The organism is Luteibacter rhizovicinus DSM 16549 (assembly GCF_001887595.1).
GTDB lineage: Bacteria > Pseudomonadota > Gammaproteobacteria > Xanthomonadales > Rhodanobacteraceae > Luteibacter > Luteibacter rhizovicinus.
In genome coordinates this window covers 3,234,729-3,261,136 of the sequence record NZ_CP017480.1, presented here as the reverse complement: position 1 = coordinate 3,261,136, position 26,408 = coordinate 3,234,729, and the positions used below count along the sequence as shown (strand labels likewise).

Here is a 26,408-nt window from a genome sequence, read left to right as displayed (position 1 = left end):
AGCGGAGTGCGAAAGGAGTCACTGGCACGTCGAAGGAAGTCGCGTCACGACGTCATGAATCTGTTGGGCGGCGGCATCGGCCGAGCCGCCACATAGCGCGGCGATGTGGCGGCGCGCTTCGGCGCGAAGGGCGGTGCACTGCCATGCGCGTGGAGCATCGAGCGGCAGGACCGCGTAAGCGACGCCATTGCACGAATCGCTGGCGCGCTCGGCGAGCGTGCGACCCGCGAACGCCACCGGTGCGGTGGACAGATCCGGCTCGAAGTAGCTGTCGGGAAACGAGGCGGCATAGGCCTGGATCGTCACGCGTTGGCGAAAGGGTCCGATCGACAGATCGAAGGGCCCGTTACAGGGGACGCGGGCGGCCAGCTCGCGGATACCGACAAGCAAGGCCGCGCGGCTGCCGGTACGCGGACCCAGCACACTGGTCAGTCCCGCCAGCACGGGCAGTCGGGCACGTGCCGCCATCGCACCGAACTCGTGGGCGTGCGTTGGCGCGCAGCGCCCATACGCTGCCGCCACGGTGAGGAAGACCACGTCATAGGCCGCTTCCGGCGTGGCGACCAGCGAGGGACCGATCGCCGTTAGCGCGTCACCCGCGTCGACACGTGGCGCCAGGACAGCCGTCGTTCCAGGGGTCGATGTCACCGGGCGCGGGACGTCGACCACCGTGGCCGCGTGGTCGGTGCCATTCGTTGTCCTTCTCGCGACGAGCACGAGCACGAAGGCGGTCGACATGCCTGCAACGACGAGCAGCCACCGGGGATGGGTCAGCAAGGCACGCACCGAGAATCAGCGCTCCGCCAGCGACCACGAGGGGAACGGATCGGACAGCCGCTGCCATGCCTCCGGTCCATGGATGAACTCGTCGTCACGCAATACGCAGGCATCGAGCGCCTTGCGGATATCCGCTTCCGGCATGTCGACGCCGATGAGCACGAGCTCCTGGCGACGGTCGCCGAACCTCGGATGCCAGATGTCGAGCAAGGCGCGGCGCTCACCTTCGCGGGGTAGCTCGTTCGCATCCGGTGCGGCGACGCCCAGGTCCGCCAGGGCGAAGGGCTTCTTCAGCCCCTCGTTCACGCGGTGACGGCTGGCCCACCAATGGCCGCCCGCCAGGGACTCCGTGGCGCCGCCGGCGATGGCGAGGCTGCCGACCCAGTCCATCCGGCTGGCAAGCCAGAAATAGCCCTTCGCGCGCAGCACGCCGGGAATACCTGCGTTGAGGATGTCCATGAAGCGCCCGGGATGAAACGGCCGCGTGTTCCGGTAGACAAAGCTGGTGATGCCGTACGCCTCGGTCTCCGGCGTATGTTCGCCCATCAGTTCCTTCACCCAGCCCGGCGCTCGCTGGGCACGCTCGTAGTCGAAGCGCCCCGTCGCCAGGATCGATGCAAGGTCGACCTCGCCATGTTCGGCGTCGACCAGGTGCGCGTCCCGATTGAGGGCGCGGAGCACACGCCTCACTTCGTGCCTTGCGTCATCGTCGAGCTGGTCGCATTTGTTGACGACGATGACGTCCGCAAACTCGACCTGTTCGGTCAACAACGTCACCAGCGAGCGTTCGTCGCCCTCGCCGGCGACTTCACCGAGTTGCTCGAGACTGTCGCTCGAGCAGAAATCCCGGAGGAAGCTACGGCCGTCGACGACCGTCACCATGGTGTCCAGCCGTGCGACATCGGCGAGGGAAAAGCCGGCTTCGTCGCGCACGTGGAACGTCGCTGCCACCGGCAACGGCTCGGAAATGCCGGTCGATTCGATGAGCAGGTAGTCGAACCGGTCCTCTGCCGCGAGACGACGCACCTCCTGCATCAGATCGTCGCGCAGCGTGCAGCAGATGCAGCCATTGGAGAACTCGACGAGCTTCTCCTCCGTACGGCTGAGTTCCGCGCCGCCGTTCCGCACCAAGCCGGCATCGATGTTGACTTCGCTCATATCGTTGACGATCACGGCAACGCGAAGGCCCTGGCGGTTACGCAGGACATGATTGAGCAGGGTGGTCTTTCCGGCGCCGAGAAAGCCGGAAAGCACGGTGACCGGCAGCGCGGCGGTTCTCACGGATGCGATGGTATTCATGCGGTTTTCCTGCGGTAGTACGGTCTTATTCGAACGCACGGCGGAGGCGGTCGTCGTCGGTGTTGCTATAGGGTTCCAACGTGCCGTTGTCCACGGCATAGGCCGATGCAGCCAGCGCGTTCTCGGTGACCTGGATGTGCATCACGCCCTTGAGCGTCAAAGGGTCGTACAGGCTTGGCGTGGGAATCCCGTGGGACAGCCGCACATGCACGAGCATGTTCGGCGGCGGCGGAGGGACATGGATGCACGCGCCGTAGAACGGCACGAAGAAGAACTCCACCATATTCCCCTCGCTATCGGATTCGAGCGGAACGACATAGCCCGACAATCGAACTTTTGCGCCATTGAGCGCATCGACCGTATGCAGCGTGCCGATCTGCTTCATGCGCTGGTTGCCGACATGCAGCACCGGGGGCGCATTCTCGAGCGTCTTGAAATCCTCGGGGGGCACCATCCGCGTCCAGTCCAGATCGGCAAAGCCGTTCGCATCGGGAGGGCCAAGGAGATCCGCGTTTGCTGGGGCTGCGGCTTTCGACACGCCGTGCGCCGCCGCGTAGGCATTGGCCGCGGCTATACCCGCCGCACCAGCAGCCGCTCGCTGTGCACGACCCGTATCGGCTTCAGCCTGTGCCTGGGCGAGCGCACTCGTAGCGGCCGGCGCCGGCCCGTCCGCGACGTTTCCGCCGGACGACCCGGAGCATCCGGCCAACATCGCTGCCAACAGCACGGCCGGCAACACCGCCGCGTGAGTCCATCCGCTCACGACGCCGCGCTTCACAGACGCACCTGCAAGCCGTCGACGAGCGAGCGTCGGTAGGCGATCGCGCCGGGAATCGCACCGGCGAACACACCGAGGACAATGACAGCACCGAGTAACCACCACTCGGTGGCCGACGGCGCCAGCTCCAGGACGAGGCCCGCATTGGCCAACAGGTAGTCGTGCCCGATCGCGACGACACCGAATAAAAGCAGGCAGCCAAGGATCGCGCCAAACGTCGTCAGCAGGGTGCTTTCGATCACCAGAAGCGCGAACACCGTGCGCGCCGAGGCGCCGACCGCCCTGAGAATGGCCATCTCGCGGCGGCGCTCATTCAACATCGCCAGAAGCGCGGTGAGCATGCCCGACATGCCGACCAGCACGACCATCACGCTGACGGCCCGAAGCGCATTCTCCGCGGTGCCGATCAAATGCCAGAGTTCACCGAGGGCGACGCCAGGCAGTACGGCAAGCAAGGCTTCGTCGGGATACTCGTTGATCGCCCGCTGCACCGCGAACGACGAAAGGCGTGACTTCAGACCGACCAGGCAAGCGGTAATCGCCTTCGGCGTCAGGTCCATATGGCGGGCGGCCTCGGCGCTCGCTTCCATGCCTGGCAGGCGGATGCCGCCGCGCCAGTCGACATGGATCGCTTCGATCGCCTCGAGGCTCACTGCGATCGTAGCGTCGACCGGGGTGCCCGTCGGCGCAAGAATGCCCTTGATGCGAAACGGCTTGTCCGCGTGGAGCGTGCTCGCGGGACCGCCAAGACCATGGGCGAGCACGATGCTGTCTCCCACCGAGTAATGCAGCTGGCGGGCGACCTCCGCACCGATCACCGCGTCATAGAGATCGGAGAATTCGGCACCACGGGTAAACGCCAAGGCCTGCTTCGCTCCGTAGTGATAGTGGGTGAAGAAGTCCGTCGTGGTGCCGACGACGCGAAAGCCGCGGTGCGAATCGCCCAGGGACAGCGGCACGGCCCAGGCCACATCCGGCATCGATCGGATGTCCTCGTAGGTCTTCCAGGTGATGTTGTTGGTCGCCTCGCCCACATGGAAGATGGCATACAGCAGGAGATTGACCGGACCGGAGCGAGCGCCGACGACAAGATCGGTACCCGACACGGTGCTGGAAAAGCCCCGACGGGCATCGACACGAACACGTTCCACGCCCAGGAGAAGAAAAACGCTGAGGGCAATGGTGACGACGGTCAGGAGTACACCTGTACGGCGCTGGCGAAGACTTTTCAGTGCAAGCGAAAGGAGGTTCACGGTCAGGCCACCATCTGCGAAGGCGGGCAGTCGCCGAGACTCACGGCGCGGTCGAAGTGACGGGCCAGGCTCATGTCGTGGCTGACGAAGACGACGCCCGTGCCATGCCGCGTGCACTCGGCGAGCAAAAGGCGAAGGAAGACGTCACGGTTGTTCGTGTCCAGTGCGGACGTAGGCTCGTCGGCGATGAGCAGGCCCGGGCCGCCGATGAGGGCGCGGGCGACCGCCACGCGCTGTTGCTGACCGACGCTGAGATTTCCCGTTCGCGATCGCTCCACGAGCTGGGCCATCAGGCCCAGCGCATCGAGAAGCCGGATCGCTTCGTCACGCCGCGCCGGGTACGTCGCGCCTGCGCGTGCTGCGCGTGTCGGGGACCACGCACAGCCCAGCAGGACATTCTCGACCGGGCTCAGGAACGGCAGCAGGTTGAACTGTTGAAAGACATAACCGAGATGTTCCGCACGAAAACGGTCGCGACGTTCGGCCGATAGCGTGGAGAACGGAACGCCCAATACGGTGACGTCACCGCGTGTGGCGTGCAGGACGCCCGACAGCAATCCGAGCAGGGTGCTCTTGCCACTGCCGCTGGGACCACAGAGAAACATGCGCTCGCCCGGGGCGACGGTGAAATCATCCATCGTCAACGTGATGTCCGAACCGGGCCAGCGAAATTGCAGCCCGCGGCACGACACCAGCGGAACGTCGGTGTAAGGAATCATGGGGAAAGCGTCACTCGCGTCATCGTGCGATCGAGGATCTGCTCAGTCGCGCCGTTGGCGCCGACGATGTCGACCACCACGCGTTGCAAGGCGGGAAACGCCTTGAAAAGACCGACGTCGAGCGAAGCGAGTTGCGCGGGATTCGCGCAGGTGAACTGGGACGTCACATCGAAGTCGCCGTGAGCGCCGGGTTTCGCGCTGGCATCGAACCCGTCGGCGACGACCTTGGCGGGAAGCGCCTTGCATCCCGCCGCGGCCACCGGCACGAGCCACGTACCGCCGCGGAGGGTTTCCGTGGCCTTCGCCAACGTGCTCGTCTGTTCGGCATTGGCGGGCGGATGCTCGAAGCCCACGGCATCGTGGCCGGGAATACTCAGCCCGACCGCCAGCGTCGGGCCATCCACCGATACCTGGAGCGTCGCCTGGCCATGGACATGGGGACCCAGATGCCGCTCTTCGGCCGCTGCGTGCCCCGTCGCCAGTGCCAGGACGAGGAAACACGACGTTCGTAATTTCATGAGTCGCCGATCCTGTGTATGTTATAACATAACGTACACGAGATACCTGGCGTTCCGCTAGCCCAACTTTCGGCATGGCTCAGCGACTAGGTAGGTCTCCCCCGCCGATAGCCTTGTAGATCGCTACCCGCTTCGTCGCCAGCTGCGCGTCGCTGTCGGCGCGATCACGCTGCGCGGCAAGCAGGGTTCGCTGCGCGTCGAGCGCGTCGATGAAGGCCGTTCGTCCGTTCCGGTAGCGCACATCGGCAAGCGACCAGGCATCGCGCGAAAGACGCTCGCGTTCGACGAGCTGCGCGTTGCGCTGGCGTTCGGCGGCGTAGGCGTTGAGCGCCGTGTCGACATCGGACCAGGCTTGCAAGACGCTCTTCTGCCAGGCCACGGCGGCCTCCTGCTGCTGGAGTTTGCGCAGGGTCACCACACTGCGGCGGCGGCCCATGTCGAAGATCGGCAGGTCCAGGCTCGGGCCCACCGACCAGTGACGACTACCCCAGTCACCGAAGTCTCCCGTGTGCAGCGCCTCGAAATCGAAGCTCGCGCCCAAGGTGATGCGGGGGTACAGATCGGCGATCGCCACACCCGTGTTCGCCGTGGCTTCGTGGAGCTGCGCTTCGGCCTGGCGGATATCCGGACGACGGCGTACGACATCGGAAGGAAGGCCCAACGCGAGACTCGGCAGTGGCGGCGTTGCGTCCGGATCACCGAGAGGTGCCAACCTCCCCTGCAGGCTTCCTGGCGTCTTTCCGACCAGCAGGGCGAGTTGATCGAGCGCATTCGCCTCCTGCGCCAGCAAGGCAGGCAAGCGGCCACGAAGGTCGGCCAGCAGCGCCTGCTGCTGCGTGGTGTCGACGTCGCTGGCCATGCCGCCGTCCGCCCTCGCCTTCATCAGCGTGAAGCGATCCTGGGCCGCATCGAGGTCGGCACGCGTCAAGGCGATCTGTCGTTGGGTGCCGCGCAACTCGAAGTACCGGCGCGCCACATCGGCAGCGACATCGAGCCTCGCGCCGTCGAACAACGCACCCGACGCCGACACTTGCGCGTCCGCCGCTTCCACCGACCGCCGCACGCGACCCCAGAAATCAGGCTCCCACGAGGCGTCGAAGCCGGCCTGGTAGATGTCATAGGGTTGGCTCAGAAGCTTGACCAGCGCATCGCGGCGGTCAGCCGGCGCAAGCACGTCGATGGTACGGCTCGTCGCGCCGTTCTCGCTCGGTCGCTGGCGTTGCGCGCTGGCGGTCAGGTCGACCTGTGGACCACCCTGCGCGGCCGCCGTCTGCCGTTGCGCGCGACTCTCGGCGAAGCGCAGCGCCGCGGTCTGCAGGTCGGGGTTGGCGGTCGCCGCATCCGCCTCCAGGGCGTCGAGCACGGGATCGCCGAACGATCTCCACCACTCGGCCGACGGTGCGACCGCAGCGCCTTGCGGTACGGCGTCGTGCAACGACGCGTCCCCTGCACGCAACGACGACCAGTCCGACGGCACGGCGGTCTCAGGCGACTTGAAGTCCGGCCCGACAGCGCAACCACCCAGCAGGACGGTCGTCGCCAGCGCGAGCACGGACAGGGAACGAGAAGACAGCTTACGCATGGAAGATACCGGAGTCAGACAAGTCGATGACGGAAGAGCCACGCCGAGAACGGCAGCGTGACGGCAGCGATGATGAGCAGGGGCACGATGTCCGCGATAACGGTGCCCAGCCCCACCCCTTCGAGGTACACCCGCTGTACCAGATGGATCGCGTAGCGCGCGGGATTGATCGTGGTGAGCCATTGCATCGCCGTGGGCATGTTGGCGATCGGCGTCGTCATGCCCGAGAGCAGAACCAGCGGCATCATCAGCACGAAGGTGTAAAGCATGGCTTGCTGCATGTTCACGGCCAGCGAGGAAATCGCCAGGCCGATACCGACGCAGGCCACGGTGAAGACCAGCAGGCCCGTGTACAACGTGACCAGCGATCCGGCCATCGGAATGTGGAACCAGAGCGTCGCGATCAGCAAGACCAGGGTCGACTGCACCAAACCGACAAAAATCGACGGCACGGATTTGCCGATCATGATCTCGGTGGGCGTGCACGGCGTCACCAGCAGCTGATCGAAGGTGCCCTGCTCCCGCTCACGCGCCACGGAGAGCGCGGTGAGCATCAGGGTTTGCAGCATGCTGAGCACGGCGATCATGGACGACATCATGAACCAGCGTGTCTCGAGGTTCGGGTTGTACCAGGCGCGTACGTCCATCGTCAGCGGCGCATCGGCGCCGCCATGACCTGTCCGCCAGTCCGTGTTGAAGCGGGACACGATGGCGCCCAGATAACCTGACGCGGTACCCGCGGTGGTCGAATTGCGAGCATCGAGGATCACCTGCACCGGCGTGTCTTCACCCGCGCTGAGCCGTTGCTCGAAACGCGGTGCGATATGCAGCACGAAAAGCACCTTGCCGGCGTCGACCACGCTGGCGATGTCCCGCTCGTTGTCCAGCGTCGCCACGCGCCGGAAAACCCCAGAACCTTCGACATTGGCGACCAGCTGCACGGCGGCGGGACCGTGGTCCTGGTCAAGCAAGGCATACGGAGCCTCCCGCAGGTCGAGGGTGGCGGCGTAGCCGAACATCAGCGATTGCAGGAGCGCCGGGACGAATAGCAGGACGCGGCTGGCCGGGTCCTTGAGGATGACCCTCAGCTCCTTGCTGCAAAGATTCGCCACGCGACGGATAAAGGCGAGCATGGCGTTCATTCGAGCAGCTTCCGGGTTTTCATTCGTGCCGCCGCCAGCACCACCACGGCGTAACCGATGAGGATGACGCAGTTCTTGAGGATCACCGGCCACAGGTTGCCGGCGAGGAACAGGCTCTTGAGCACCTCCATGTAATGCGTCGCGGGGAGGACCCGGCCGACCACTTGCACCGCCAGCGGCATGTTGCGCAGGTCGTAGATGAAGCCGGAAAGCATCAGCGCCGGCATGAAGCTCGTCACCAGGGCGAGCTGGCTGGCGGTGAACTGGTTCTTCGTCACCGCCGAGATCAGCAGGCCGATGCCAAGCGCCACGAACAGGTAGAACACCGACACCAGCAGGATCAGCCAGAGCGAGCCATAGATCGGCACGTCGAACAGAAAGCGCGCCGCGACCAGGCACATCAGCAAACCGATCATGCCGACACCGAAGTACGGAATGATCTTGGCAAGCAGGATCTCGAGCGGCCGCACGGGTGTCACGAACAGCGCCTCGAGGGTGCCCCGCTCCCATTCACGCGCCATCACCAGGGCCGTCAGGAATGCGCCGACCAGGGTGGTGATGAGAACGATGAGTCCCGGCACGAGGAACCAGGTACTTGTGTTCGCCTCGTTGAACCACAGGCGCTGCTCGAGGTGCACGCTGCCCACCGCCGGCGAGGGCGTGTCGCCGGACCGATCGGCCTGGACCACCGTCGACTGCGCCAGCGCGCTCTGCACATAACCCTGGATGGTGCGCGAGGTGTTGGCATCGGCCCCGTGCAGGATCAGCTGTACGTGCGCATCGCCCAGGCCCAGGCGTCGTGAAAAATCAGACGGAAGGCGCAGGATGGCGTCGACCTTGCGCGCCAGCATGAGGTTCTCGGCGTCGTGCATGCTGTCGACCACCGTCGGTGCCAGGTAGGGTGACAGGCGTAATCCGGCGATCATGTCGTTGGCCGTCGGCGAGTGGTCTTCCATCACCACGGCCACCGGCGCGTTCTTCACATCGAACGAAAGCCCGTAGCCGAAGATCAGGATCAGCACCAGCGGCAGTGCGATGCCCATCATGAGGTTGCTGCGATCGCGCAGCAGCTGCTTCACTTCCTTGCGTGTGAGCGCCAGCAGGCGCCGCCAGAAGCCGCCGTTCATGCCGCCTCCCGCGAGCCATCGCGCGTCGCCTTGCGATTCTGTTCGACGATGCCGATGAACGCCTGTTCCATGTCGAAGGGCTGCGCATCGGTCTCGCCCGCCTGGCGGCGGATCGCCGCTGGCGTACCCAGGGCCAGTACCTTGCCGGCATCCTGGATCACCACGCGGTCGCAGTACTCGGCTTCCTCCATGAAGTGGGTGGTGATGACGACGGTGGTGCCGGCTTCAGCGAGGGCTGTGATCCGTCGCCAGAATTCACGGCGCGCGAGCGGGTCGGCACCGCTGGTGGGTTCATCGAGAAAGAGGATGTCCGGCTCGTGCAACAGGCCCGTGGCCATGGCCAGGCGCTGCTTGAAACCGCCGGGCAGCAGCCCCGCCTGCGCGTGGCCGGCGTCATCGAGTTCGAACTGCGACTTCACGGCGTCCATGCGCTCACGCAGGCGTTTGCCCGAGAGGCCATAAGCGCCACCGAAGAACGTCAGGTTCTCGTCCACGGTCAGGTTGCCGTAGAGGGCGAACTTCTGCGACACATAACCGATCTGCTGGCGCGCCTGCGCCCGGGCCTTGCGCAGGTCGTAACCGGCGACGCGCAACGTCCCGCCGCTGGCCGGTAACAGACCGCAAAGCATGCGAAAGGTGGTCGTCTTACCCGCGCCGTTCGGCCCGAGCAGACCGAAGATCTCGCCCTGGCTGACCGAGAAACTCGTCCGATCCACCGCGGTGAAATCGCCGAAGGTGCGTACGAGGTCCTTCACTTCGATCACGGTTTCGCCAGCCTTCGCCGCAGTGGACCCGGCATGCGACGCCGAGGTCGTTGCCGTTGTCGACGTTCCGACCGAGGCGGCCGACGAAAGATCGCGCTGCACCTTCGACCGCAGCGCAAGCATGAATCCATCTTCGAGCGTCGGCTGAACCGACATGGCTTCCACGTCGCCCAGTAGCGGCGCGAGACCGGGATCGCCCTGTTCCACCGCGAGCCGGGTACGCACGAAGTGAACCTTGCCGCCGCGTGGTACGGCACCGATGGTCTGGTCGTCGTCAAGGAGACGCGCCTGAAGATGCCGCGGCGCCTGGTCCGTCGGTGGCGTGACGGCGAAACAGAGTCCTTCGGCGGTATCGCGTATCGACGCCGGCGTGCCCTGCGCCAGCACCTTGCCGTCATGCAACACGGCGACGTGCGCGCAACGCGCGGCCTCGTCCATGTACGAGGTGCTGACCAGCACACTGAGGTTTTCTTCGCCGACGAGCTGCTCGAGGATTTGCCACAACTCGCGACGCGACAGCGGATCGACACCCACCGTCGGTTCGTCGAGTAGGAGCAGTTCGGGAGAACGCACCAGGGTGCAGGCCAGGCCCAACTTCTGCTTCATGCCGCCGGATAGCTTGCCTGCGGGACGATCGGTAAAGCGCCCCAGGTCGGTCATCTCCATCAGGCGCTGATAGCGCTTGCCGCGCACGTCCGCGGGAACCCCGTGAAGGTCGGCGTAGAGATCGAGGTTCTCCTGCACGCTCAGGTCGTCATAGAGACCGAAGCGTTGCGGCATGTAGCTGATCCGGTTCTGGATCGCCTGCGGGTCCGTGGCCGCGTCGATGCCGAGTACCGTCATCGTCCCCGCGTCGGCGACCATCAAGCCAGCGGCCAGTCGCAGCAGGGTCGTCTTACCGGCGCCATCGGGGCCGACCAGCGCGGTCAACGCCGCGCCCTTCACCTCGATCGAGACGTCGTCCAGCGCGACCACGGTGCGCCCGGCCTTCTTGACGATGAAGCGTTTGCTGACGCCCTGCGCCACCAAGGCCACCGGCGTAGTCATGGCTGTGCCGCGACGGTGCCCGGCAGTTCCACGGTCGCCGGCATGCCCATGCGCAGGCGGTCGTCCGGATCGGTCACGTTGATCCGCACCTCGTAGACGAGGCTGGTGCGCAGCTCGTTGGTCTCGACGTTCTTCGGCGTGAATTCGGCGACCGACGAGATGTAACCGATGCGGCCGTCGATCGGCTGATCGGGCGCGCTATCCGTCGTCACGCGAGCCGCCTGCCCCGGCTTGATCCGGCTGAGGTTAGCCTCCGACACATACGCACGTACCCACTTCGGATGCACGAGGGCGAGTGCGTAGGCCGGTCGTTGCGGCGAGGCCATGTCGCCGGGTTCGAGCAACCGGCTCCTCACCACGGCATCGGAGGGCGCCTTCAGTTCGGCGTCGGCGAGCTGTTGTTTCGTCACGGCACTGTCGGCAAGGGCGGCATCGCGCTGGGCGCGTGCCTCGTCGATGTCTTCCTTGCGGGGGCCGGCTACTGAGAGATCCTGTGCCTTGCGTTCGGCATCGAGCTTCGCATCGGCCGAGGCGGCGGCGGCCACGGCATCGTCCAGCTCTTCGCGGCTCACCGCGCGACCGCCCGTGCCCTGGCTGATCGCCCGCAGGCGATCGAGTGTCTGGTGTGCCTTGCGTGCATCGGCGACGGCCGCGCGCACATTGGCATCGGCCTGGGCAATCTCCTGCGGACGGTTGCCCGCCTCCAGCCGCCGCAGCACCTCGTCCTGCACGGCCAGCTGGGCCTGCGACCGGGCCAGGCGCAGCGCGAGCGTCGTCGTATCCAGCGTCGCGAGGACCTGCCCGGCGCTCACCCGGTCGCCTTCGTTCACCCGCATGTCGGTGATCCGTTCGTTGGCGTTGAAGGCGAGCGACACCTGGCGGATATCCACATTGCCGTGCAGGACGATGATCTGCGGCCCTTTGGGGCGCATGAGCCACCAGATACCACCCCCGACCAGGACGGCGAGAACGACGACGGCGACGAGGACGATGGGCTTGGGTTTCTGCATGGGATGGACGCTCGACCGGGGAACGACCGCAGTCTAGGCCGCCTTTTCGAATAAATCAAATGCAAATTTGAATTATAGGTAAGCAGCTTCCTTTACAATGCACCCCATGGCCGACCCACATCTTCCGAAATCGCACGCCACGAAACGGGCTACCCGGCAGGACGGCGACCAGACCCGCTCCCATCTTCTGGACATCGCGGGCAGGCTGTTCGCCGAGCACGGTTACCTGGGTACCTCCAGCAAGGAAATCTGCCTTCGGGCGGGCGTGAACATGGCCGCGGTGAACTATCACTTCGGCAGCCGTGACGGCTTGTACGGCGCCGTCCTGGTCGAAGCCCACCGGCAGGTGGTGAGCCAGGAATCCCTGCTGACCTTCGTCCAGTCGGACCTCTCCCCGCGTGACAAGCTACGCAGTCTGATCGCCCACTTCGTCGCACAGGCCGGGCTAGGCGAAAAATCCTGGGGCTTTCGTGTCGTGCTGCGCGAGATGATGTCGCCCTCGCCCATGGCCCCGACCCTGATCAACGAAGCCATCGCGCCCAAGGCCGGCATCGTCGCCGGCCTGATGGCGGGATATCTGGATCTGCCCCTCACCCACCCTGCCGTGCAGCGCGGCATGATGATGACCATCGTGCCTTGCATCACCATGTTGCTCGGTCCGGAAAGCCTCCGCACCACGGTGATGCCAGCGTTGAATCCCTCATCGGAGGGACTGGTCGAAGACATGACGACCTTCGTCCTGGCCGGCCTGGACGCATTGTCGGCGAAACACGCCCGCTAGCTCCCACCGCGTGAGCTTTCTACAAGCTTGATGGTCGGCTCTTGGCCACCATCAACGCTTTGCTGGCTTTCGCCCCGTGGAGAATCCCCGATGAAAACGGTAGCCGACCGACTGGTCGAGACGCTCGAAGTAGCTGGTGTCAAACGCATCTATGGCCTGGTGGGCGATTCGCTCAACGGCATTACCGAATCGTTGCGCCAGCGCGGAACGATCGCCTGGTCGCCGGTCCGGCACGAAGAAGTGGCCGCGTTCGCCGCCGGCGCCGAAGCCCAGCTGACCGGTGAGCTCACCGTGTGTGCCGGCAGCTGCGGCCCCGGCAACCTGCATCTGATCAACGGCCTCTTCGACTGCCACCGGAGCCGTGTACCGGTGCTCGCCATCGCCGCGCACATCCCCAGTACCGAGACGGGCTCGGGCTACTTCCAGGAAACGCACCCGCAGATCCTCTTCAAGGAATGCAGCCACTACGTCGAGTTGGTCACCGACCCGGACCACGTGCCGCGCATCATCGAAACCGCCATCCGTGAAGCAGTGACCAAGCAGGGTGTGGCCGTCGTCGTCATCTCCGGCGATGTCGCCTTGCGCGCCGCTGGCGAACGCTTGCCGGCGGCGAACCTGATTCCGCGGTTGCCGCTGGTGGCGGCACCGGACGAGGATCTCGACGCGCTGGCCGCGTTACTGGACGAAGGCAAGCGGATCACCCTGTTCTGCGGTGCCGGCTGCGCGGGAGCCCACGACGAGGTGCTCGCCCTGGCCGAACGGCTCAAGGCACCCGTGGTGCACAGCCTGCGGGGCAAGGAACACGTGGAGCACGACAATCCCTACGACGTCGGCATGACCGGACTGATCGGCTTCTCCTCGGGCTACCACGCCATGGAATCCTGCGACGTGCTGCTCCTGCTCGGCACGGACTTCCCGTACCGGCAGTTCTATCCGACCAAGGCGCATATCGCGCAGATCGACATCCGCGGCGAGAACCTCGGCAAGCGCTGTCGCCTCTCGCTGGGTGTGGTCGGCGACGTGCGCGACGCGATCGGCAGACTGCTACCCAGGCTGAAGGCCACGCACGATCCGGCTCACCTGGATACGGCACGCGATCTTTACAAGCACGCACGCGAAGGCCTCGATGCGCAGGCCAACGCGTCGTCGACGCATCGCCCCATCCATCCGCAGCTGTTGGCGACGCTGATCAGCGAGGTCGCCAGCGACGATGCGGTGTTCACCTGCGATGTCGGTGAGGCCACGGTATGGGCCGCGCGCTACCTGAAACTCGGCGGTGGGCGCCGGTTGCTGGGCTCGTTCCTGCATGGGTCGATGGCGAACGCCATGCCCCAGGCCATCGGTGCACAGACGGCCTACCCGGGCCGACAGGTCGTTTCGATGTCCGGCGACGGCGGCTTCAGCATGCTGATGGGCGACCTGCTGACCATCCGGCAATCGAAGCTTCCGGTGAAGATCGTCATCTTCAACAACGGCCTGCTGGGCTTCGTGGATATCGAGATGAAGGCCGGCGGCTTCCTGCCCGTGGGCACGACACTGGATAACCCTGACTTCGCCAAGGTGGCGGAGGCTATGGGCATCTACTCGGTTCGTGTGGAAGACCCGACGAAGCTGCGCGATGCCCTCGTGCAGGCCTTCGCGCACGACGGTCCGGCCGTGGTCGATGTCGTCACCGACAAGCTCGAGCTGGTCATGCCGCCGACGATCACGCTGGAGCAGGCCAAGGGATTCAGCCTTTGGATGATGAAGGCCGTGATCGACGGTCGCGCGAAGGAAATCGTCGACCTCGCGGTGTCTGCGCTGCGCCACTGAGCCCTGCACGGCAACTGCACCGATTCCGACGATAATCGTCGCCATGAAGAAACGAACGGTCTCTCCCGCCGCCGTGCCCGGCAATGGCTTCGTCCGGGTTCGCGGCGCCCGCGAACACAACCTCAAGAACATCGACGTGGCCGTGCCACGCGATGCGCTGGTGGTGTTTTCCGGCGTCTCGGGCTCCGGCAAGTCCTCGCTGGCCTTCGGCACGCTATACGCGGAGGCACAGCGGCGCTACTTCGAGTCCGTGGCACCGTACGCTCGCCGCCTGATCGACCAGGTGGGTGTGCCCGACGTGGACGAGATCGAAGGCCTGCCACCCGCCGTGGCGCTGCAGCAACAGCGCGGCACACCGGGCACGCGCTCATCGGTCGGCAGCGTTACCACGCTTTCCAGCCTGGTACGCATGCTCTATTCGCGTGCAGGCAGCTATCCGGCGAAGCAGCCGATGCTGTTCGCCGAGGACTTTTCGCCCAATACCCCGCAGGGTGCGTGCCCGAACTGCCATGGCCTCGGTCGGGTCTACGAAGTCACCGAGCAGACGATGGTGCCGGACCCTTCGCTGACCATCCGCGAACGCGCCATCGCTTCCTGGCCGCCCGCGTGGCACGGACAGAACCTGCGCGACATCCTGGTCACCCTGGGCTACGACGTGGACGTGCCCTGGCGCGATCTGCCGAAGAAACAGCGCGACTGGATCCTCTTCACCGAGGAGCAACCGGTCGCGCCGGTGTACGCGGGATTCACGCCTGCCGAGACACGCGCGGCACTGAAGCGCAAGACCGAACCGAGCTACATGGGTACCTACATGGGTGCCCGACGCTACGTGCTGCACACCTTCGCGACAACGCAAAGCCCGTTGATGAAGAAGCGCGTATCGCGTTTCATGATCGGCAGCCTCTGTCCGGTCTGCGACGGCAAGAGGCTCAAGCGTGAGGCGCTGTCGGTCACCTTCGCGGGCGTCGACATCGGCAGTTTGTCCGCGATGTCGTTCGATCGCCTGGTGGAGACGCTCCGTCCGGCGGCCGAGGGCCGTTTCGGTGAACCCACCGCCGGCGGCAAGACGACGCAGAGTCGCGCCGCGGGCAAGCGCGATATCGCGCGCCGGGTGGCCGCTGGCGGCCTGGGCCACGAAGGCTCCTCGGACGTGCGGCGCACGCCGAACCTCTCGGAAGAGAAGCGTATCGCCGCGCAACGCATCGCCCAGGATCTCATCGCACGCATCGGCACGCTGCAGTCGCTCGGACTCGGCTACCTGTCGATGGACCGCAGCAGCCCTACCCTTTCGCCGGGCGAGCTGCAGCGCTTGCGCCTTGCCACGCAGATACGCAGCAACCTGTTTGGCGTGGTGTATGTGCTCGACGAACCCTCCGCCGGACTGCACCCTGCCGACGGTGAAGCGCTATTCAATGCATTGGGGCAATTGAAGGCGTCGGGAAACTCGATCTTTGTCGTCGAACATGATCTCGACATGATGCGCCGCGCCGACTGGCTGGTCGATGTGGGTCCGGATGCGGGCGAGAAGGGTGGTGAGATTCTCTACAGCGGCCCACCGACCGGACTGGCCAAGGTGGCCGCTTCGCATACCGCACGTTATTTGTTCGGCGACGCCGGCGTCGCAAAACGCACGGCTCGCGAGCCACGCGGCTGGCTCGAGCTGCGCAACGTGACGCGCAACAACCTGCATCGCCTGACGGCACGTTTCCCACTCGGTGTCTTTACGTCGGTGACGGGCATTTCCGGGTCGGGCAAGTCGAGCCTGGTCAGCCAGGCGCTGGTGGAACTGCTCGGCGAACACCTTGGCCACGAGCCGCGCGTGGCCGAGGACGAGAACGACGACCTCGAGCCCAGCGTCATCACCCGCACGACCGGCCACATCCATTCGGGTGCCGACGCCATCACCCGCCTCATCCAGGTCGACCAGAAGCCGATCGGACGTACGCCACGCTCCAACCTTGCGACGTACACGGGATTGTTCGACCACGTGCGCAAGCTGTTCGCATCGACCAAAGCGGCAAAGTCGAAGCGTTATGACGCGGGCCGCTTCTCCTTCAACGTGGCCAAGGGTCGCTGCGAAACCTGTGAGGGCGAAGGGTTCGTCAGCGTCGAGCTGCTGTTCATGCCGAGTGTCTATGCGCCCTGCCCGACCTGTCACGGCGCGCGCTACAACGAGCAGACCCTGGCCGTCCGCTGGAACGACAGGAACATCGCCGAGGTGCTCGGCATGACCGTGGATGAAGCCTGCGCGTTCTTCGCCGACGAAGCCAACGTGTTGAAGTCACTCCTTCTTCTTCGCGACATCGGCCTGGGCTACCTGCGTCTGGGCCAGCCGGCAACCGAGCTCTCAGGTGGCGAAGCCCAGCGCATCAAGCTGGCGACCGAACTGCAACGCGCCCAGCGCGGGAGCAGCGTGTATGTCCTGGATGAACCTACGACGGGCCTGCATCCTTCTGACGTCGACAAGCTCGTCGCGCAGTTGCAGGGCCTCGTCGACGCAGGCAATACCGTTATCGTCGTCGAGCACGAAATGCGCGTCGTCGCCGGTAGCGACTGGGTGATCGATGTGGGCCCCGGCGCGGGCGACCAGGGCGGACGGATCGTCGCCGCCGGTACGCCGCGCGATGTCGCGCTCTCAAAGGAGAGTCGTACCGCCCCCTACCTCGCCCCGCTCCTGTAGGAGCCGATTCATCGGCGATGTTCCATGCCCGTGTGGGAGCCGATTCATCGGCGATTGACGTTGCAGCTCCTCCGCTCCGTTGGTTTTTCGCCGCTGAAGCGGCTCCCACATGGCGTCACGGAATGTTGCTCTCGAGCAACGACTCATGCTGGTTGAGCGTCGGCGCGGCGAAGGGTTCGGGCGCGGGCGTGCGGCCGAAATGGATGGGATGATTGACGCCCCGGTACTGGCCGACCACGGGGTGTTCGAACGTAGCGACGAGACCTTCGGCGGTGACCTGTGGATGGTCGAACATGTCTTCGATGCGACGCGCGGCGGCGCTGGGTACGGCGTCACCGAACAACGTCTCCCACTCGATCGCCGTGCGCGAGGCGAGCGCCGCGTGCAGCTTCGGCACGATTTCTTCATGGTGCTCCGCGCGCTTGCGCACCGTGTCGAAGCGCGGATCGTCGAACAGGGACTGGAGTCCCGTGCGCTCGCAAAGCGCCTTCCAGAAGTGCGGCGTATTGGCCGAGATGTAGATATAGCCCTCGCGCGTCGGATGAATGCCGGTCACGCCGCCCGAGCGCATGTCCCGGCCGATATCCAGCGATTCGCCATCGGCCCAGATCATCCGCGCCGACTGCATCGTCAACGCACTGCGCAGCAGCGAGACGCCCACGTACTGGCCCAGGCCACTGCGTTCGCGCTCGTACAGCGCCGACGACACGCCAGCGGCGAGCAAGGCGGCGGCGTAATAATCCACCACGGAACCGAAGATGACCTCCGGCGGACCGCCACGCTTGCCCTGCAGCGTCGACATCCCGGTCATCGTCTGCAGCACCTGGTCGTAACCGGCCTTGTCTTTCATCGGGCCCTGGTCGCCGTAACCGGTGACCGCGCAATAGATCAGGCGTGAATTGATCAAGCTGAGGCGGTCGTGATCGATACCCAGGCGCGCCGGTACGCTGGGGCGGAAGTTGTGCACGAGCACATCGGCCTCGCGCACCAGACGCAGCAGCGCCGCATGATCCGACGGATTTTTCAGATCCAGCACGATGCCGCGCTTGCTCCGGTTCACGCCGAGAAAAGCGCGACTTTCCGTCGCCAGCGTCGACGGATACTGGCGCAGATTGTCCCCGCCGGGCGGTTCGATCTTGATGACGTCCGCCCCTTGGTCGGCCAGCAGCGTGCAGCCGTACGGGCCGGCGATGTAAGCACTGAGATCCAGTACCCGGATGCCGGCGAGGGGGCCCGAGGGCGCGCGGGGGGACGATGTCGGTGTTTCCATGCGTGCCTCGTTATCCACAGGTGCCATATCCCGTTTCCGTGCCTTCACTGTGCCGGACGCGGGGAGCGGGAAACACCCCGGCGGGATATGTTCTGGCAGCAGAAAAACTTGTTTGAATCTACAAGGACCGTTCCGGAGCCAGCGATAACCACGTCAGCCGCCATGCACCGTCACGCCGCCCTCCCGCCGAGAAATACGGGGTGAAGCGCAAGGACGTGCGATAGCCAGGATCCAGCCGTATGACAGGCGCTTCGCCGTGCTCCCGTGGGAGCAGCGTAAGCCAGAGTGCCTGTGCCTCCTCCGGTAGTTTTACGGTCTCGCTGGTCTTGAAGCCGTCGATGAGATCCGTGGCATAGACCAGCGGACCGCAGGTGACACCGACATAGTCGACATGCAATACCTCCTGGTGCACCGCGCTGCCGTCCGGCGCCCGCGATTCCTGGACGTTGCGATGACTGGCCCGATGCAGGATGGGTTGTGCGGGAAAGTGAGCGACGACTACGTCGCCTTCATGCCAATCGCGGTCGATGACGGCGTAGTGACCTGGGGGCACCGGCACGCCTGCGTCTTCGCCGTTAACCGATAACGCCGCACCCTCGGCCCAGCTGGGCACCCGCAAGCGCAACGCGAAGTGCGCCGGCTCCTCCAGGGAGATCGTGATACGGATGTCATCGGGATAGGGCCACGCGGTGGACTGGGTCAGCCGCACGCGACCCGCTCCCTCGAGCAAGGCCGACGACTGACCCGGACCGTAGATGTTGATATCCAGCGTTCGCGGATCCCGTGCGATCGTCGCGATATCCGGGAGCTCCTCGACCGCCATGGCGCCGCTCGACTTGCAGCAACGCCAGTACGTCGTGTGCACGCGCCGGCCGTTGGGGAACACGTAGTAGCACCAGTCCTCGCCATCGGGCGCCTGGGCAGCGAGAAGGTCGTTGTAGGCGGAGCGTTCGATCTCCTCGGCGTAATGCGCCTCGCCGGTGATCTGCAACAACTCGCGATTGAGCTGGATCCAGGCGAGCGTGGAACAGGTTTCCACGTAGGCTTCGGGAATGAAGGCGCCGGGTGCATTGAACACTTCGCGGGAACGATGGGCGACGCCGCCCCATGGCCCGCCACCCAGTGTCAGGTGGTGATCGCGGATGCTGCGCCAGACGTTCTCCACCGCGCGCAGGAGTGCCGGCTCTCCCGTGACGCGATGAAGCTTGGCCACCCCGACGAGATTCCAGGCCAGCTGGTACGCCTTGCCGGTCGCGATGAAGGCGACGTCCGTCCCTGCAAGGCATTGGCTCAGCAACGCCAGTGGCGGATGGGCATCCGCCTGCCGAAGGACAAGCCGGGCCAGCTCCAGATATCGCGGATCGCCGGTCGCCAGGTGCAGGTCCACGGCGGGGTCCAGCAGCACCGTCGCCGACATGCCGAAGTGATTGCCCAGGTCGGTGATATCGATGCCGCCCGACGACAGCGTGTGCAGGCAGAGATCGCCGATGTGGCGTACCGCGTCGAGATAGCGCGAACCACCGAAATGACGGTGGACCTCCAGCAACCCTAGCATCAGGTAAGCGTGGGTCCAGATATCCCAGGTGCGCACGCTCGGCTCACCGTTCCAGCTCACCGGCTTCGGTGGCTGCGGAACCATGAAGCGACGACTGGGCGCGTACGTGCCGAGGTAGCCGTCGTCTTCCTGGATCGAAACCAGGTAATCCGCAACGCGCAGTACACGTGCGCGAAGCGCCTCGTCACCGCACCGTGCCGCGGCACGTGAGGCGGCGACCAGCCATTTGCCGGCATGCTCGCCGTACCAATCGCCTTCGTCGTTCAGTGCACGGCGCTCGGGTGCGAACAAGGCGATCGCCGGACTGTGTTCGTCCACGATGAAATGCGACAGGCGCCCCTGGAGGTTCGCCGCCAGTGCGTCGCCGAGCAGGCCGCCGAAATGAGTGTCCACCCTCATGGAGCATCGACCACGCAACGGAAGCCCACACAGCCGGAGCGGTCTTTGCCGGGTGACATCAGCAGGTACTTTCCGTGCTGATCCAGACGATACGCCTGGGGGAAATACCAATGCGAGGTCTGTGGCTGGAAGTTGCTGCCGCCACGCAGCACGGCGGCTCGCGTGTGTTCGTCGAGGAATTCGTCGGTCCACTGCCAGACGTTGCCGACCAGGTCGAGCAGGCCGAAGGGACTGGCCGCCTGCGGGAACGCGTCCACGTCGGCCGGGGCACGCAGTTGCCGCCCGCGATTCACGGCCGGCACGAGATCCTCCCGCCAGTCGTTACCCCACGGGTAGCGACGCCCGTCGCCGCCCTGTGCAGCGTATTGCCATTCCCACTCGTGCGGCAGGCGCTTGCCCGACCACGCGGCATAGGCGCGTGCATCCTCGATGCCCACCCAGGTGACCGGCTTGTTCTCCCAGCCGACGGGCGGCTTGCCGTCCACCCAGTGGCGGAGGAAGTTATGCGCGTCCAGCGGGCGCCAGCCGGACTCGTCGAGGAAGGCGGCGTACTGTGCGTTGGTAACCGGCGTACGGTCGATGTGGAAGGACTCCATCTGCATGTGCCGGCGGTGGCCGCGACGCGCGCTGTCCTCCCACGGGTACTGCACGTCGTTACCGTCCCAGGTCTGTCCTTCGATCTCGACACCGCCGACGATGAAGTCGAACGGACCGGCAGGAATCGTCAGCATGCCTTGGGGCGCCGTCGCGACGCGCACGGTCGCCGCGACGGAACGCATGGTCTGCGGCAGGCTCCGCCATGTCGAGGACAAGGACGCCAGCGGGGTGGCGGCGGCGTCCCGCATCGTCTTCAGGAAGCCATCCAGGCCTTCGACCGAGGCACCGGCGGCAAGTGCCACCACCGCACCGAAACCACGTCCTTCCAGCAGGAAGGGCAGCACCGCCTTGCCGTCATGCAGCCGCGGCGTGAGTTCGACACCGTTCCAGACATCGATGTAACGGGTGCCTTCCACATGAGGCACCGCCAGCTGCTCGCCGGCGATCACGTATTCCTGACGGTTCACCAGGGTCCACAGCGTGAACCCTTCGGTGGGGAAGCGGCTGGCGAACACGCCGGCCTGCAGCGTGCGCTCATACGGGCGCCAGTCCATGCTCACCAGCGCCGGGGCGAACTGCCGCTCGATGGTAGCGATGCGGCGTAGCGCCTCCGCATCGCGCGGGGTCAGGCCATTCCAGATACCCCACACGTTCTCCCAGGCGTTGTAACCGATGCCGTTGAAGAAGATGTACTGGAGATCGTGGTTACGATCGCGCCCCCAGCGATTTTCATAGTTGATCATGTGCCGCGGTTCGAGCCACTTGAACTTGGCGACCGGCGGGATGACCTCGTTTGGTGCCTTCTTGCCCCAGCTTTGTACGTTCCAGATCAGCTGCTCTTCGGCGCTGATCGTCGATTCGGGCTGCAACACGACCGGCCGGCCCGCCGCGTCACAGGCATCGAAGAACGCGCGGGGAACGCCGTTATAGGTATCGCCGTTGACGCCATCGGCGCCGACCGCGGCGACCAGCTTCGCCATGGCGTCCCAGTCGCTCTCCTCCGCAGGACGCGTCCCGTTGTCCCAGGGCATGGTCGGCAGGAACACGCGGACACCACGACGATGGAAGTCGTCCACGGCGACGCGCAATCCATCCAGGCCACCCGGCAGGTCGTACGCGAGATCCGTCTTGTTCCGGTCGTCGATGCCGATGTTGGGGTAGACGAACCAGATCAGGACACTGTCGATCCCGCCGAAACGGGCTTCGAGGTCGTCCAGATAGCGGTCGACGGTGTAGCGTCCGGCGACGGGATCGTAGAAGTAACGATCCTCGACCATCATTTGCGCGTGGACGAAGTTGCGTTGCGCCCATTGCAGCTCGGGACGACGATAGTTGGCGTCGTCGTAACCGATGCGCGTGAGGTGCTCACGACGCCAGTCGCGCAGCTCGCGAACCCAGTCGTCCGCAGTGCCGTCGACATCCATCTTCCAGTGACCGATCTCGGCGAACGGCCAGCCGGGCGCCCGGCCCGGTGTTGGCAGGTAACGACCGGTGGTGACGTGGGAGAACTTGTACTCGTGGGTCACCCGAGCCGGTTCGTCGTGTTCGTCAGGGGAAGCATGCATGGCGGGAAACCTGGGGGTCATGGAAGGGCATGGTAGACGAGGTCGTAGAACGGCCGCGCGAGGCGCGGAAGGTCCTTGCGGCCATCGTCGCGAGGCAGGTGCTGGAGCATGAGGATGGCGACGAGATGCTCCTGCGGGTCGATCGTATACGTCGTGGAGGCGGCGCCGGCCCAGCCGTACTGGCCAACCGATCCGAGCTGGCCGCGCCGCGCGGGGTCGATCACCACGTAGCCGCCGATACCGAAGCCCTCGCCGGCGCTGAACTGCGTCACCGGCGGGTCGAGCATGCCCAGGTGATTGCGCATCATCAGCTCGACGGTCTTGCGGCCGAGCAGGACATGGTCGCCGTATCGGCCGCCATCGAGCAGCATCTGCGCGAACCGCCCGTAGTCGTCCGCGGTGGAATACAGCCCCCCTGCCCCGCTCATGTAGCGATTCAGCGGTTCGCCGGGATGGGCGGCGCTCGGACCGTCGGCGATGACCAGATGACCGTTGTCCGCCATGCGCGTGATGTCGACAACGCGATCGCGATGGCCGGTGGGAACGCGGAAGCCCGTGTCCTGCATACCGAGCGGCCCGAAGATCCGTTCCTGCAGGAATGTTGCGAACGGGCGCTTCGAGACGACTTCGACCACCCGCGCCACCAGTTCGAGTGAGGCGCCGTCGTAACCGAAGCGCGTGCCGGGGTCGGCGGCGAGCGGCACCCGACTCATCCGCTGCGCGAAACCCGTCAGGTCGCCTGCGGCGTGAGGGTCGATACGCTCCATGACCTTGACCGCCTCGCCCTCACCAGCGAGACCAGCCGGGTAGCCCGAGGTGTGGGTCAGCAGGTCGTGCAGAGTGAGCTTGCGCGACGCCGGCCGCAGCAGCGGTGTGGCCGCCGTACCGCCGGCCATGACCTGCGGATGATCGAAACCCGGCAACAGATCGGCCAGCGGCGTATCGAGCGATACCTTGCCCTCCTCCACGAGCATCATGACCGCCACGGAGGTGACGGTCTTGGTCATCGAGTAGATGCGGAAAATGGCGTCGCGGCGCATCGGCCGCTTATGCGCGAGGTCTTCGTAGCCGTAGGTCCCGACGTCCACGATGCGTCCGTCGTGCATGATCAGGGTCACGCCACCGAGATAGCCGTCACTGCCGGTGGCATCACGCATGAACGCATGCAACGCATCGAGTGTGTCGGCACGCCACGCCTCCGCCGCGACGGCGGTCGAGGCGCACCACAGGAAACCCAGGCACGACAAAGCCGCGCGCGCGGCGCGGCTCTGCCAGGTCGATCGGTCCGTCACAGCGTGATCGTGTACGTCAGCGAGGTGACGCGGCCACGGCCCGACCAGTAGTTCTGGTAGCCCGCCAGCTGTGACCAGCTGAGGATGTACTGCTTGTCGAGCAGGTTCTCCACGCCAAGCGAAAGCTTGCCGTAACGTTCCAGGTCGTAGTTCACACCGAGGTCGAACAAGGTGTAGCCGTGCGTGCGCTCGCTGTAGCTGAAGGTCGCACCGTCGTAAGCTCGCGTGTCATTGCCCGACACATGCCGACCGAACAAGGAGGTAGCCCCGAGGGTGGCGTCACCGTGGGGGGAGTAGTTCCAGGTGACCGCGTAAGCCAGCTTGTCCGGGTTGATATCGAGCACACCGAGGGGCTTCTTGAGCGCGCCCGCGCCGTAGTTGCCCGCCGGATCCTGCGACCAGAACGCGGTCTTGCCGGTGATGTGCGAGTAAATCGCCGTAGCCTTCCAGTCGGGGTTGAAGCGCCACTCACCCGTCAACTCGGTACCCTCGATTCGCACCGGCGCACGCGAGAGAATGAAGTCGCTGGTGTTCGGATCGATCGCCAGTGACGAACCGAACGGCGACTTCGAGATGTAATGCGTGGCGCCGAAGGCACCGCGGTCACCCCGCCAGTTGAAGCCGAATTCGTTGTTCTTGTAGATGATGGCGTTGAGGTCGCTGATCCTGCTCACCGACTGCCCCGGTATGCTGATATTGCGCAGTGGGATACCGATGTTGGGCAACGTGAAGCCTTCGCTGTAGGAAGCGAATGCGGACCACTCGTCGTTGAAACGCCAGATGCCGCCGATGTTGCGCAAATTCTCCTTGTACGACAGCTTGCCACCCTGGACGAACACGCGATTGCGGTAATACGTGGTGGTGTAGCTGTCCACGGTGAGGCGATCGCTCTCGCGGCGATACCCGCCACTGATGGTGAACTGACCGATGTCGTACGACAGCTGCGCGTACGGCGCGACGCTGTTGTAGATCATCGGTGGTACCCAGAGACGGTCGGTCAGCGCCAGGCGCTGCTGCGCCTCGTCGCGGGCCACGTCGACGCCGGTGTGCAGTTCCAGGCCGGTGACGAGGAAGTCGGGGCGAGTCCACGAGGTACGGATACCGCGCTTCTTGGCGGTGATCTCGGACTGGTCGAACAGGGTATTCAGCGGCGCGATGAGCGGATCCTGCTTGTCTTCGGTGTTCTCCGGCAGGTAGCGCATGGCCTGGTCGGCCTTGTAGACGTTGATATCGAGCGCACCACCGAACAGGTTCTTGTTGGTGTACTCGGCGCTGTATTGCTTGAAATCGTTGAACGCGTCCCGCGAGCCGTCGATGTGCCCCCGCTCGGAGGTGTTCGTGCGCGGCGTGGCGCACGGCGGGTCGTCCGTCGGACCACGGCAGCCGAGCACCTGGATGTAATCACCCTTGCCGGTGATCTTGAACTTGCTGAAGGTCGCCTGGAGGCGCTGGTCGTCACCCTCACCGAAGTTGTAGCCGAGCTTGGCGAACAGGTTGCTCGAGGTCGAATCGGCCAGCGAACCCGAGGTATTGAGGCCAATGCGGCGACCGTTGCCGTCGTAGGTCATGCCACGATCGATGTAGGAACCGGCCAGCAACACGTCGTAGCTGGCCTCCTTGCGGGCAAACGTCACGCCGGTCTTCCAGCTCCCGCTGTCCGACTTGCCCTGGGTCTGGTAGCGCGTGGTGATGGTCGTCTCATTGCCTTCCTTGGTCGGCGTCTTCGACAGATAGTTGATGATGCCGCCCGCCGCGCCGATGCCTTCCGAGGCCGACGGACCGTTGATGACTTCGATCCGGCCGACGATGCCCATGTCGGTGAAGGTGCCGTTGCGGGTACCTTCGCGCAGCGGCGAGCCCTGGGGCACACCGTCGAACAGGCGCAGCGGAATCCGTCCGCGCAACGTTTCGCCGGTATTGCTCATGGCCTGGGACGATTCCGCATAGCCCGGCACCGAGCGCGCCAGCACGGCCGTCGCGTCTTCGGTCACCAGCAGCGTGTGGGCGATCTCTTCCTTGTTGACCACCGTGATGGCACCGGGGATCTCGTCGATCGCCTTCGGCGTACGCACGCCGGTCACGACCACCTGGTCGAGGTTCACCGGCTGGTCGTTGTTCTTGTCGTCTTTCTTTTTCGCGGCCTTCGGCGTGCTCGGCGCGTCGGTGGGCGAAGTCGAATCCTGCGCGTGGGCGCTGGTGGCGAAGAAGGAGACCAGCAGGATGCTGCCGATCGCGGCGGAAAGTGGTTTGATCATATCGGGTCCGTGTTGCCGTTGGATCGATCGCCCAAGCGGGCGGGTGCGGCGTGCCCCCTGTGACGGCGCGCCCGGGCAAGAAACTGTCTGCTGCGTTGGCTGCGCCCTCCCCGGCGCGCCACTGACCTTCATCTCGGTGGTGGTGAGCCTATGCGCTTAAGGCAAGGCAAGAAACCGAGGGCGGGT

19 protein-coding genes are annotated in these 26,408 nt (G+C 65.3%); 3 read left to right on the top strand and 16 right to left on the bottom strand.

The window, feature by feature from the left end; translation table 11 throughout:
- Window positions 1-18 precede the first annotated feature (18 nt).
- The 11 genes from BJI69_RS14960 to BJI69_RS14910 form a co-directional block, all read right to left on the bottom strand.
- Window positions 19-786 (bottom strand): hypothetical protein, encoded by a 768-nt coding sequence (locus BJI69_RS14960; RefSeq protein WP_052767103.1) that lies wholly within the window; start codon window positions 784-786, stop codon window positions 19-21.
- A gap of 6 nt (window positions 787-792) precedes the next feature.
- Window positions 793-2,076: a GTP-binding protein gene (locus BJI69_RS14955; RefSeq protein ID WP_046967104.1), complete on the bottom strand. Its 1,284-nt coding sequence runs from the start codon at window positions 2,074-2,076 to the stop codon at window positions 793-795.
- Between the two features lie 25 nt (window positions 2,077-2,101).
- Entirely contained in the window at window positions 2,102-2,803 is a 702-nt protein-coding gene (locus tag BJI69_RS14950) for a DUF3299 domain-containing protein (RefSeq protein ID WP_244465242.1), read from the bottom strand.
- A 47-nt stretch (window positions 2,804-2,850) separates the two neighbouring features.
- Window positions 2,851-4,107 (bottom strand): ABC transporter permease, encoded by a 1,257-nt coding sequence (locus BJI69_RS14945; protein WP_046967103.1) that lies wholly within the window; start codon window positions 4,105-4,107, stop codon window positions 2,851-2,853.
- A gap of 2 nt (window positions 4,108-4,109) precedes the next feature.
- The gene (locus BJI69_RS14940; protein WP_046967102.1) at window positions 4,110-4,826 is read right to left on the bottom strand and encodes an ABC transporter ATP-binding protein; all 717 of its coding nucleotides are present in this window, start codon (window positions 4,824-4,826) and stop codon (window positions 4,110-4,112) included.
- On the bottom strand, window positions 4,823-5,344 hold the full coding sequence (locus BJI69_RS14935; RefSeq protein WP_046967101.1) for a ZrgA family zinc uptake protein: 522 nt from the start codon (window positions 5,342-5,344) through the stop codon (window positions 4,823-4,825). The genes BJI69_RS14940 and BJI69_RS14935 overlap by 4 nt, the downstream gene beginning before the upstream one ends.
- Window positions 5,345-5,423: 79 nt before the next feature.
- A complete protein-coding gene (locus tag BJI69_RS14930; protein WP_071924992.1) occupies window positions 5,424-6,926 on the bottom strand; it encodes an efflux transporter outer membrane subunit in 1,503 nt (500 codons plus the stop codon).
- A 14-nt stretch (window positions 6,927-6,940) separates the two neighbouring features.
- Window positions 6,941-8,068 (bottom strand): ABC transporter permease, encoded by a 1,128-nt coding sequence (locus BJI69_RS14925; protein ID WP_211258475.1) that lies wholly within the window; start codon window positions 8,066-8,068, stop codon window positions 6,941-6,943.
- Window positions 8,065-9,195 (bottom strand): ABC transporter permease, encoded by a 1,131-nt coding sequence (locus BJI69_RS14920; RefSeq protein WP_046967099.1) that lies wholly within the window; start codon window positions 9,193-9,195, stop codon window positions 8,065-8,067. Before BJI69_RS14920 ends, BJI69_RS14925 begins: the two co-directional genes overlap by 4 nt.
- Window positions 9,192-11,006: an ATP-binding cassette domain-containing protein gene (locus BJI69_RS14915; RefSeq protein WP_046967098.1), complete on the bottom strand. Its 1,815-nt coding sequence runs from the start codon at window positions 11,004-11,006 to the stop codon at window positions 9,192-9,194. The genes BJI69_RS14920 and BJI69_RS14915 overlap by 4 nt, the downstream gene beginning before the upstream one ends.
- Window positions 11,003-12,016, bottom strand: a complete 1,014-nt coding sequence (locus BJI69_RS14910; protein ID WP_046967097.1) for an HlyD family secretion protein — start codon at window positions 12,014-12,016, stop codon at window positions 11,003-11,005. The genes BJI69_RS14915 and BJI69_RS14910 overlap by 4 nt, the downstream gene beginning before the upstream one ends.
- A 106-nt stretch (window positions 12,017-12,122) precedes the next feature.
- Here BJI69_RS14910 and BJI69_RS14905 point away from each other — a divergent pair, with 106 nt between their 5' ends.
- The 3 genes from BJI69_RS14905 to BJI69_RS14895 all read left to right on the top strand — a co-directional run bounded on the left by BJI69_RS14905 (window position 12,123) and on the right by BJI69_RS14895 (window position 17,289).
- Window positions 12,123-12,797 (top strand): TetR/AcrR family transcriptional regulator, encoded by a 675-nt coding sequence (locus BJI69_RS14905; RefSeq protein ID WP_046967096.1) that lies wholly within the window; start codon window positions 12,123-12,125, stop codon window positions 12,795-12,797.
- Window positions 12,798-12,887: 90 nt separating this feature from the next.
- Window positions 12,888-14,609 carry a ubiquinone-dependent pyruvate dehydrogenase gene (gene poxB, locus BJI69_RS14900; RefSeq protein ID WP_046967095.1) on the top strand — a complete coding sequence of 574 codons (1,722 nt, stop codon included), beginning with the start codon at window positions 12,888-12,890 and terminating at the stop codon, window positions 14,607-14,609.
- Window positions 14,610-14,652: 43 nt separating this feature from the next.
- Complete coding sequence (locus tag BJI69_RS14895; RefSeq protein WP_046967094.1) at window positions 14,653-17,289, top strand: excinuclease ABC subunit UvrA; 2,637 nt, start codon at window positions 14,653-14,655, stop codon at window positions 17,287-17,289.
- A 115-nt stretch (window positions 17,290-17,404) separates the two neighbouring features.
- Here the strand turns inward: BJI69_RS14895 and BJI69_RS14890 are convergent, their stop codons facing one another.
- From BJI69_RS14890 to BJI69_RS14870, 5 genes are all read right to left on the bottom strand, one after another.
- Window positions 17,405-18,586, bottom strand: a complete 1,182-nt coding sequence (locus tag BJI69_RS14890) for a CaiB/BaiF CoA transferase family protein (RefSeq protein WP_244465239.1) — start codon at window positions 18,584-18,586, stop codon at window positions 17,405-17,407.
- Window positions 18,587-18,677: 91 nt separating this feature from the next.
- Window positions 18,678-20,513: a glycoside hydrolase family 127 protein gene (locus tag BJI69_RS14885; protein ID WP_046967093.1), complete on the bottom strand. Its 1,836-nt coding sequence runs from the start codon at window positions 20,511-20,513 to the stop codon at window positions 18,678-18,680.
- On the bottom strand, window positions 20,510-22,675 hold the full coding sequence (locus BJI69_RS14880; protein WP_046967092.1) for a formylglycine-generating enzyme family protein: 2,166 nt from the start codon (window positions 22,673-22,675) through the stop codon (window positions 20,510-20,512). The genes BJI69_RS14885 and BJI69_RS14880 overlap by 4 nt, the downstream gene beginning before the upstream one ends.
- Window positions 22,676-22,692: 17 nt before the next feature.
- A complete protein-coding gene (locus tag BJI69_RS14875) occupies window positions 22,693-23,967 on the bottom strand; it encodes a serine hydrolase domain-containing protein (protein WP_052767101.1) in 1,275 nt (424 codons plus the stop codon).
- Window positions 23,964-26,222, bottom strand: coding sequence for a TonB-dependent receptor (locus BJI69_RS14870; RefSeq protein WP_046967091.1), 2,259 nt, complete (start codon window positions 26,220-26,222; stop codon window positions 23,964-23,966). Before BJI69_RS14870 ends, BJI69_RS14875 begins: the two co-directional genes overlap by 4 nt.
- Window positions 26,223-26,408: the final 186 nt, after the last annotated feature.

What these genes read in the sequence shown, in the direction of transcription:
- BJI69_RS14955 (WP_046967104.1), bottom strand. Translation starts at nt 2,076, where the DNA reads ATGAATACCATCGCATCCGTGAGAACCGCCGCGCTGCCGGTCACCGTG.
- BJI69_RS14940 (WP_046967102.1), bottom strand. Translation starts at nt 4,826, where the DNA reads ATGATTCCTTACACCGACGTTCCGCTGGTGTCGTGCCGCGGGCTGCAA.
- BJI69_RS14935 (WP_046967101.1), bottom strand. Translation starts at nt 5,344, where the DNA reads ATGAAATTACGAACGTCGTGTTTCCTCGTCCTGGCACTGGCGACGGGG.
- BJI69_RS14930 (WP_071924992.1), bottom strand. Translation starts at nt 6,926, where the DNA reads ATGCGTAAGCTGTCTTCTCGTTCCCTGTCCGTGCTCGCGCTGGCGACG.
- BJI69_RS14925 (WP_211258475.1), bottom strand. Translation starts at nt 8,068, where the DNA reads ATGAACGCCATGCTCGCCTTTATCCGTCGCGTGGCGAATCTTTGCAGC.
- BJI69_RS14920 (WP_046967099.1), bottom strand. Translation starts at nt 9,195, where the DNA reads ATGAACGGCGGCTTCTGGCGGCGCCTGCTGGCGCTCACACGCAAGGAA.
- BJI69_RS14915 (WP_046967098.1), bottom strand. Translation starts at nt 11,006, where the DNA reads ATGACTACGCCGGTGGCCTTGGTGGCGCAGGGCGTCAGCAAACGCTTC.
- BJI69_RS14910 (WP_046967097.1), bottom strand. Translation starts at nt 12,016, where the DNA reads ATGCAGAAACCCAAGCCCATCGTCCTCGTCGCCGTCGTCGTTCTCGCC.
- BJI69_RS14905 (WP_046967096.1), top strand. Translation starts at nt 12,123, where the DNA reads ATGGCCGACCCACATCTTCCGAAATCGCACGCCACGAAACGGGCTACC.
- poxB (WP_046967095.1), top strand. Translation starts at nt 12,888, where the DNA reads ATGAAAACGGTAGCCGACCGACTGGTCGAGACGCTCGAAGTAGCTGGT.
- BJI69_RS14895 (WP_046967094.1), top strand. Translation starts at nt 14,653, where the DNA reads ATGAAGAAACGAACGGTCTCTCCCGCCGCCGTGCCCGGCAATGGCTTC.
- BJI69_RS14890 (WP_244465239.1), bottom strand. Translation starts at nt 18,586, where the DNA reads ATGGCACCTGTGGATAACGAGGCACGCATGGAAACACCGACATCGTCC.
- BJI69_RS14885 (WP_046967093.1), bottom strand. Translation starts at nt 20,513, where the DNA reads ATGAGGGTGGACACTCATTTCGGCGGCCTGCTCGGCGACGCACTGGCG.
- BJI69_RS14880 (WP_046967092.1), bottom strand. Translation starts at nt 22,675, where the DNA reads ATGCATGCTTCCCCTGACGAACACGACGAACCGGCTCGGGTGACCCAC.
- BJI69_RS14870 (WP_046967091.1), bottom strand. Translation starts at nt 26,222, where the DNA reads ATGATCAAACCACTTTCCGCCGCGATCGGCAGCATCCTGCTGGTCTCC.